Below are 7,627 nucleotides of genomic sequence, written 5' to 3'. Positions count from 1 at the left end.
CCAGCTGAATCAAGCAGGGGCAAGGTTGCACATGGGTCAATTCTCAATGACAATTTCTGCAGTTGCCGGGTCAGTTCTCAGTGACAATCAACAACCGGTCGGCCCATTGTCGCGCGCAGGGCGCGCTCCATACGAAGATACCCTGTAAGATCTGGCTCATCTTCAAGGTCGCGATATAGAGCGTCCAGAGTGGTAAGTTTCGAGATCGGCAGATCAAGCAACGGCATGCTGGACAGAACAACAACGCGCTTGGGCTGATCGGGCGACACAAGGCGGAGCCGTGCGATCGCTTGCAGGGTCCCACATTCACGGGTCTGCCGCAGGACTGCCGCAACCCGCCGGTCTGGATGTGACCGAATTTTTGCGGCACGCAAGGACCCATCATGCAATATTCGGACTGTTTCCTGCTCTGGAAGTGGACCTCCCGTGAATTGTGAAAGCGGAGCTTCGGTATCATTGAACAGGCTGCGGGCCTGCTTCTCGATATCGCGGATGCCCGGTTGCAGGCGACCGATGATGACGATGGTCCGATAGCGCTCGTAATCGTTAACACCGAGCATTTTAGGGCCAAACCAGCGCGGCATTGCACCCAGAAGAGACCGGCGCATATCCTCTTCTTTCTCGTAGTCGACAGGCTGCCCTGCATCCTCATGCAGCTTTTCAAGAACTGATTTCGTTGCCACGACAAGGACGCCGCTGCCATCGGCTTGGGTGACTTCACGGCCGAGGATCGCGAGGATCTTTGCTCTGCGACCCGTTCCGGCCTCCGGATCGAGCAACCAGGTGTCGGACATTGTTCGGTCGGAGATCTGAACAATCTCCGCTTGCGGCTTGGTTTCAATTTTCGCGAAATCAGTTCCTGGCGCCAACCTCTCGGCAATCGCCTCATCTGCGTCTGCGTCGAGCATCAGAAGCGGTGCGTCGCGCTCAATTTCTGCAACCTTATATAGCCGAATGACCTGTCGCATCCCGGATCCGCATGGTTGCTCTTCAAGGGTCAGTCGGTTCGGCCCGAGTGCCTCCTCCGAGGCAAGCAAGTCGAACAACGCCTGTCGCTTTCGGGACGCGAAGAGCGCAACCCGATCATATCTTTTGAGCATGAACTCAACCCGCGCGACGCTGTCGCGCGGCATGATGTCGAGATTGTCTCTGGAGGCTGTTTCTCCTTTTGAAAGCAATTCAAGTTTTTCTTTGCCCACCCCGAGCGATATGAGATGGTCTCGAACATCTGATCCATTTTGCAGCGCCGCGACAATGCCGATCTTCGCTTTTAATAAGTCAGCGCGGAGTGCGGTCGGGAATCCTGGTTCCGGCGCCCGTAAAAACTCTTCAACGAAAATATCTTTGGTTGAGCAGAGGTTTGACCATACTTTTTCATCGATGATCCGGAGCGCCGTAGGGGTATCGCGATCGACAGGAGGGTAGGCCTCAAGATAACTGTGCGACAGAAAGTGAATTTTTGCGCCGACAGCGTCCTTCTGCAAGAGATACGGGCATTCAGACGCGCATGGAGCCTCGACTAACTCGCCTCCACGCTCCACGCGACAGAGCGCCTGGGTCACCGATGGCACGAGGTTGGTCACGGCCTCGACAAGATCGGTGCGCTCGCACATCTGTTTGCCAGATTCCGGGTTGGAAGCGAGGCGCCCGCGGATGACGGAAATCGGCAGGCCACTGTCGAGTTCTTGCAGATCAGCCGCGGCGCGTTCTGCGAGATCCAAGGTCGGTACATAGACCAGTATGTGGCCTCGGGCGAGCAACGCAGGGCCATGCTTTGCCAGCAAGCGCAGGGCCGTGCTCGTCTTGCCGACACCCGCGCTGACTTTGAGCGTCAGTGCCGGGCATTCCTCAGCATCATTGTTATCTCCCTCCGCTGCAGCCTGAATAAATGCTTCCATGCGCTCGTGAAGTTCACGCCTTGCGTCCTCTGGCTCTCGCCATACCGGTAGGGCGTGGTCGGCACGGAAATGATGTGATTGATCCATGGAAAATCCTTCTGTTGGGAAGGATATTGTCCCCGGCGCAGTCGTTCCAAAATGCAATCTGTCGCGACATCCGATGCGGTGTCGGAACTGCAATGGTGGGGTCGCTCAATTGATATCTTTTAATAGGACACCCCCACCATTGCTCCAATTTTGAATGGGCAGTTCCGGCGACTAATTCCCTTTCATCACAACGAGGGAGAACACCATGCTGACAGTCGAAGACACCGCCGAACATTTTGATCTGACGCCGGGAACGATTCGAAACCGGATCAAGCGCGGCGAGTTGCGCGCTCAGCGCATCAATCGGCAATATCGACTTGCTTGGGAAGATGTCTGGGCGTGCGAGAAGGGACCGATGCCCAAAGGGCAACGCCTCGAGCGATACCGAAAACCCCTGATGAGCAAATCCAGGGTCGCCGAGAAGCTCCGTGTCAGCGTGAAGACTATCGAGCGAATGATCGGAGGTGGCCTGCCGACCCGGAATGCATTTGGCAGCGTGCGCATCAATCCGGACGATGCCAGGGATTGGATCCATGCACATCTCGAGTTCGAATTGGCCGAAGAGTGGTATGTCTGAGGCTGCATTCATTCGCACAAGTGGAATATCGGTTTTCCGGACTCGAGCGACACTACCTCGTCAGCCGCACAGACATCCCCAAACATAAATTGGCGTTATGTTGGTGGATGTGAATGCGAAAAGCCAAAAAATCGCGACACGGTGTGCGAAACACTCCACCAGGCACGATCTCCAAATTCCTGAAATCACAATGCCATGACGAGGCCCTTGCGCCGCGCCTTTCTTCGCGAAGGCGTCGCGCAGGTGCCCGCGAATAGGAGATCAAAAATGACAATGCATACAACGGCCCCGATGCGCCAGGTAAAGGAATACTGGTTAGGGGAGGTTCTCGCTTGGGCGGAGGCGAACAACGAATCCTACGACGCAATCCGCGAACTCAACAAAATTCCGGCACGGATGAGCATGATCGACGATGATATCGGCCTGATTCCGGCTGGCTTGGTCCACTTTGACAAGGTGATCGCGCCGACCCCCTATGGCGTTGTGTCTAAATCGAAGGATATCGAGAAGGCCCGCCGGCGCGGCAATTCCCGGGCTCGGGCATTGCTGGTTCGGTTTTACGAGGCCAATGCCATGGTCGCGCCGCAGGTTGGGCGCGAAAAATGGGATCGCGTGATCGCATTGGTCGAAGAAAATGAAGGCTTCACGGCCCGCGGCGCGATCTTTCCGACCGGCAAGCACAGGTCGCTTTTCCCACTCCGTGCTCGATGCCGGACCAGCCCGCTGGGACTGACGCAGGAAGAGCTTGATCGCGTGGCCGGGGAAGCGACGCCAGAGGTCAGAAAGTCGATCAACAGGGGCATCAAGCTGATCAATCAGCTCATCACATTGCAGAATGTCCTTCCCGAGGTTCGGGAGCTCTTGCCGCCCGTTGGCTTCAAGCTTCCCAGCTCACCAGATCGCGCGCGTCGCATTCCGTGGTCGTGGCTTCCCGAAGCTCTGCGTGCAAATATTGAAGTGGTTTTCCAGCAGACACTTGCCAAACCGGAGGACCGGGCGGCGAAGGTCAAGGAGCGCCTCGAGGCGGGGGAGGCTCCTGAGGCTGTCCTGGCCGAGGTCAACGCATATGCGAAGGTTCGTCGCAGAAAGATCAACAATCCAACCGCAGCCCTTTCGGGTTATCGCAATGCGGTGACGTGGCTCTGGCGCGCGGTTGATGATCTCGGCAGGTCTGGAGCCGCGACGATCCTGCCTGACCTCATGACACGGGAGAATCTGGAGGCTGCCTGCGAAGATCAAATCCAGCGGTCGACAAGCTCACTGACACTGAAGGATCCGAAATTATCGCAGACGCTCAACGGCCGCCTGACAAACCTGCGGACGATTGCAGGCCATGGTCTGTGCCGCCCGGATATGGTTGCACTCATCGACCTGATGAAAATCAGCTATTGGGAATACATCGTGACGCCAAAGCAGATGACGGAAGATGCCGAGCATACCTGCAAGGTCTTGCGCGACAATCCACATGTTGCCGCCAAATTTGTGCGTGGGCCTTATATGCTCGCCGATCAGGCGACGGCAGATATTGAACGCGCCAAAGCAAACTCGGATGAGGACGCCGAGGACCGTGCATTGCGCCTTTATGCGGCGGCCGCGATGCAAGCGATCCAGCTGTCCCGGCCATTGCGAACCTCCAATATCATCCGGGTGCGCCATCTGGGCTGTCCCGGCAGTCCCGGCAACATTGTCTGGGTCAGGGATAAAAAGAAGGCTGAAATCACGTTTCTGCCCGGAGAAATCAAGAATGACATCAAGGTGGTCATCACGGTGCTGGACGCCGATGCCGAGATCCTCTGGAAATGGCAAAATAAGCTGCGTGCCCGCTTTGTCGAGTTGAGAAAAATTCCGGACAGCCAGTATCTTTTTCCGGGGAAGGCGTCGCCCCGCCTCGTGAAAGACAAGGTATCACTTCCAGCGGGCTGCGTTTCGCCTTCAACGATGGCCGAAATGTGGGCACTTGGGGATGCTCAACTCGGACTCGGGCTGACGCCTCATCAATGCCGCCATGCGGTCGCCACGCTCGTCCTTGCCTTGGAGCCGGGCAATTACGCAAAGGCGGCTTCAATTCTCGGGGACACCGAGGAAACCGTCCGAAAGCACTACGGGTGTGACAGCGGTCAAGCTGCCGCAGCAGAGGTGCGTCAGGCGCTCCTCGCGCATCACCCCGATCTATTCAAGAAAATGAAAAGGAAACTTGCCAAATGACGCGCAGGAAAACCATCGAAGAACACCTTGCTCCTGTCCCGGCCTCTATCCGGCGCGACATGCTCGAGAACCGTAACAATCTCGCGCCCGGCGCGGCTGCCGTGATCGGCCGCTTCTTTTCTATCGTAAAGGAGCGCCATGAACCGATCGAGGCCCCGGGTGCGGAGAGCTTCCGCGCCGCTGCCTCCTCCGAGAGCACGCTTGGGACGCTGCTACGGGCGCTCGACCGCCATGCACCCGATGTTTCGACTGCGGCGGCCCGCCAGGTGCGAGCGGAATGGTATGCCCGGCGTCCAGGCAAGGCCCGCGCCCAACACGCGCCCTGCGAGGAGGCGTTGATCGCATCATGGCCGACATCCTGGCAAGCCATGTATCCATTTCTGCGCCAAGCCCGGATCAAGGCCTCTTCCAGAGAGCGATATGTCGCTTCCATCTCCCGCTGCGCCCGGATCGTCAATGCGGGCGGCGCGGATGAATGCCTGACATTCTATACCGCATATTGTCTCGGGGAGGCATTCAAGGCGGGTGAGGCGGACGTCAGGCCAATAACGATCGCAAATTACCTTGAGGGCCTCATTGCTCTGGGCAGGCTTGGCGGCGTCAATGCGGAGTCTCTCGATGGCATGCGTTACATGCGCGATGCATTACGAGATGAGGCAGAATTGGGAGAGAAGCTGAAGGTCGCTCGCATCAACGGTCTGATGAAGAAGGGCGGATTTGAATACATCGCCAAAGTCATCGGTAAAATGCGCACAAAAGCCGATCTGTTGCCGGATCATTCAGCGCGCAAAGCGCTACTGCTTCAGACTGCGGCGTGCTGTGCTGTTGACATGAACAAGCCTGCAAGGACCGGCGACATGTCACAATGGTCCATCGGCAGCGATTTGCGGCGTGAGACTGATGGATCGTGGCATCTCGTGTGGAAACAGGAAAAGACCGGCCGGACAACAGAAGCCGGTGAACTCTGGCCGGAGATCGGTGAAGTCCTCGATGAACTCATTTTGTGCGGTCGGCCAAGCCGATTGATCCATATGCGCTACCGGGAGCTTACTGGCAAAAACTGGCTGACTCTGTCCGATACCGCCAAGCCTGCAACATGGCCGAGTGAAAGGATCAAAGCAGCAATCGAGGTGCCATCGCACGATCTGCGGACCCTCGCGGCCGACTACATGCGACGGCACGATCCGGAGATCGCCGCGCGGGTCATCGCGACACATCTCGGCCACGGAACGCTCGAAGCCGGTAAAGAATACTCGGCCGAGTGCAAGAACGAGGCAGCAGCTCAAGCTTGGCAGAAAGACCGGCAGCGGATCGCAAAGCAGGATAGAGTCAGGGTCGATCATCCACGATTTTCATTTTGCAGACCGCGAGGTTGAAAGGAGTCGATGAAATCCCCACAGGATGGGATGGCACCGCCGTCGACAATCTGCACTGGTTGTTTCAATTTCCTTCAATCACTTCACCATCCGAAACTGGCTGCCGCTGCCTGTCGAAAATGACAAAATCGGTGAGGGGCTTCAGTGAACGGCTGCGACAAATCTTACGCAGAATAGAAAAGCCAGAGTCTGCAGCATTCCTGTCTGCCGCGCTCCTTCTTGCGAGAGCGCGGCAGACAGGAATGCAGTGCCTCAAGAGAGATACAGAAACCCGCCGGCCGTGAAACTCTCCGCTGCTACCGGAACACCGGCGAAACCACCCCCCGGAAAATGAAAAGGAGGCTTTCCCGGGGTCTTGATCGCCATGATGGGCGGCGCAACTTGGAGGTATTCGATGTCAATTCAATCAGTTCTGTTTCGCACTGCGGGCGGTGACCGCGCGCTCGAACTCACCAGAGATTTTTGCCATGAACACGGTGAAGCGATGCTGAACGCCGCTGCAATGCTCGGCGGATCGGCGGCGCATCGCCGCTGTCTGCGGCTTATCGCGGATATAGCCAAGGGTGTCGTGCTTTCGAAGGCGCTCAAGCATGAACTTGTCTGGCTCCACCGGCTGGTCATGCTCGATTTCGTCGGCGATCCGGAGCGCGAGGAAACCGCGCGCTTCATGGCGCTCGATATTCTGGATCCGCGGGTTGAGGAGATTTGCTTTGAGGCGGACCGGCTCTTCGATCTCCTCGTCGCGATTGCCGACGAGCATCCGGGCTGCGATGTCGTTCAGCGCGAGATTTTCGATCTCTCCGCGGCGTGACCCCTCCGCCGGCCATTTGGCCGGCGTCTTGAAGTCACCGCATTTCGCAGTGGCGATACCAGGAGTTGGTCATGAAGAACATTTTGCACACGCTGCCGCTGGAGGAACTCTGCGCGCGCGCCCTCGAAAAGATCGGGCATGTCACCGCGGCGGCAACATCGGCCGAGGTTGCCGGGACGAGCCACAATCAGCACGCGATCCGACGAGCCATGCAGAGTCTTTCCGAGGACAGGCTGCTTCGACAGGATGGGTGCGATGCACTTGGTCTCGTTATCTCGATCCTCGACTGGGAACTCGATCAAGAAACCCAGGAAATCGTGCCGGTCTTTCATGGCCGCAACGATCCGGAAGAGGGCGCGATCGGCACCGTCGTAGACGAGCGGGTTCTGACCCCGCGCGGCGATCATATCTCGCAATGTCTCGGCAATCTGCGCGTTCTTCGCGAAATGCTGCAGGTGTTGGAGCATCGCCTGACTGCCGAGCGTATCGTCAACCGGCGCTTCGGTGGGTGATATCTAAAGACGCTGACTTGGACGTCGGACGGGTCCATTGCCCTGGCCTCGAGGTCACCTCGCCCATGGCGAGGTGGACCTTGCGCCAGGCCCAGACGCGGGGCCCCTTCATTCTTACGGGCGTGCCACCTCTTTCTTAGCCCGGATCTTTATGGATGTCG

Annotated in this window: 6 protein-coding genes; 5 read left to right on the top strand and 1 reads right to left on the bottom strand. The window is 57.7% G+C overall.

Going from position 1 to position 7,627, the window contains the following annotated elements:
* Positions 1-77: 77 nt before the first annotated feature.
* On the bottom strand, positions 78-1,985 hold the full coding sequence (locus NANH_RS0105160; RefSeq protein WP_027261069.1) for a hypothetical protein: 1,908 nt from the start codon (positions 1,983-1,985) through the stop codon (positions 78-80).
* A gap of 205 nt (positions 1,986-2,190) precedes the next feature.
* Here NANH_RS0105160 and NANH_RS25515 point away from each other — a divergent pair, with 205 nt between their 5' ends.
* The 5 genes from NANH_RS25515 (at position 2,191) to NANH_RS0105135 (ending at position 7,466) form a co-directional block, all read left to right on the top strand.
* On the top strand, positions 2,191-2,562 hold the full coding sequence (locus tag NANH_RS25515) for a helix-turn-helix domain-containing protein (RefSeq protein ID WP_051372248.1): 372 nt from the start codon (positions 2,191-2,193) through the stop codon (positions 2,560-2,562).
* A 267-nt stretch (positions 2,563-2,829) separates the two neighbouring features.
* Complete coding sequence (locus NANH_RS0105150) at positions 2,830-4,767, top strand: site-specific integrase (protein ID WP_139236325.1); 1,938 nt, start codon at positions 2,830-2,832, stop codon at positions 4,765-4,767.
* Positions 4,764-6,143 carry a hypothetical protein gene (locus tag NANH_RS25510; RefSeq protein ID WP_051372247.1) on the top strand — a complete coding sequence of 460 codons (1,380 nt, stop codon included), beginning with the start codon at positions 4,764-4,766 and terminating at the stop codon, positions 6,141-6,143. Before NANH_RS0105150 ends, NANH_RS25510 begins: the two co-directional genes overlap by 4 nt.
* A 394-nt stretch (positions 6,144-6,537) precedes the next feature.
* Positions 6,538-6,954 carry a hypothetical protein gene (locus NANH_RS25505; protein ID WP_051372246.1) on the top strand — a complete coding sequence of 139 codons (417 nt, stop codon included), beginning with the start codon at positions 6,538-6,540 and terminating at the stop codon, positions 6,952-6,954.
* 71 nt (positions 6,955-7,025) lie between these two features.
* On the top strand, positions 7,026-7,466 hold the full coding sequence (locus NANH_RS0105135; RefSeq protein WP_027261067.1) for a hypothetical protein: 441 nt from the start codon (positions 7,026-7,028) through the stop codon (positions 7,464-7,466).
* Positions 7,467-7,627: the final 161 nt, after the last annotated feature.

The organism is Sedimentitalea nanhaiensis DSM 24252, from assembly GCF_000473225.1.
Classification (GTDB): Bacteria; Pseudomonadota; Alphaproteobacteria; order Rhodobacterales; family Rhodobacteraceae; genus Sedimentitalea; species Sedimentitalea nanhaiensis.
Note: the sequence above shows the minus strand (reverse complement) of the source record. Positions and strands in the feature narration are given on the sequence as shown.

What these genes read in the sequence shown, in the direction of transcription:
- NANH_RS0105160 (WP_027261069.1), bottom strand. Translation starts at nt 1,985, where the DNA reads ATGGATCAATCACATCATTTCCGTGCCGACCACGCCCTACCGGTATGG.
- NANH_RS25515 (WP_051372248.1), top strand. Translation starts at nt 2,191, where the DNA reads ATGCTGACAGTCGAAGACACCGCCGAACATTTTGATCTGACGCCGGGA.
- NANH_RS0105150 (WP_139236325.1), top strand. Translation starts at nt 2,830, where the DNA reads ATGACAATGCATACAACGGCCCCGATGCGCCAGGTAAAGGAATACTGG.
- NANH_RS25510 (WP_051372247.1), top strand. Translation starts at nt 4,764, where the DNA reads ATGACGCGCAGGAAAACCATCGAAGAACACCTTGCTCCTGTCCCGGCC.
- NANH_RS25505 (WP_051372246.1), top strand. Translation starts at nt 6,538, where the DNA reads ATGTCAATTCAATCAGTTCTGTTTCGCACTGCGGGCGGTGACCGCGCG.
- NANH_RS0105135 (WP_027261067.1), top strand. Translation starts at nt 7,026, where the DNA reads ATGAAGAACATTTTGCACACGCTGCCGCTGGAGGAACTCTGCGCGCGC.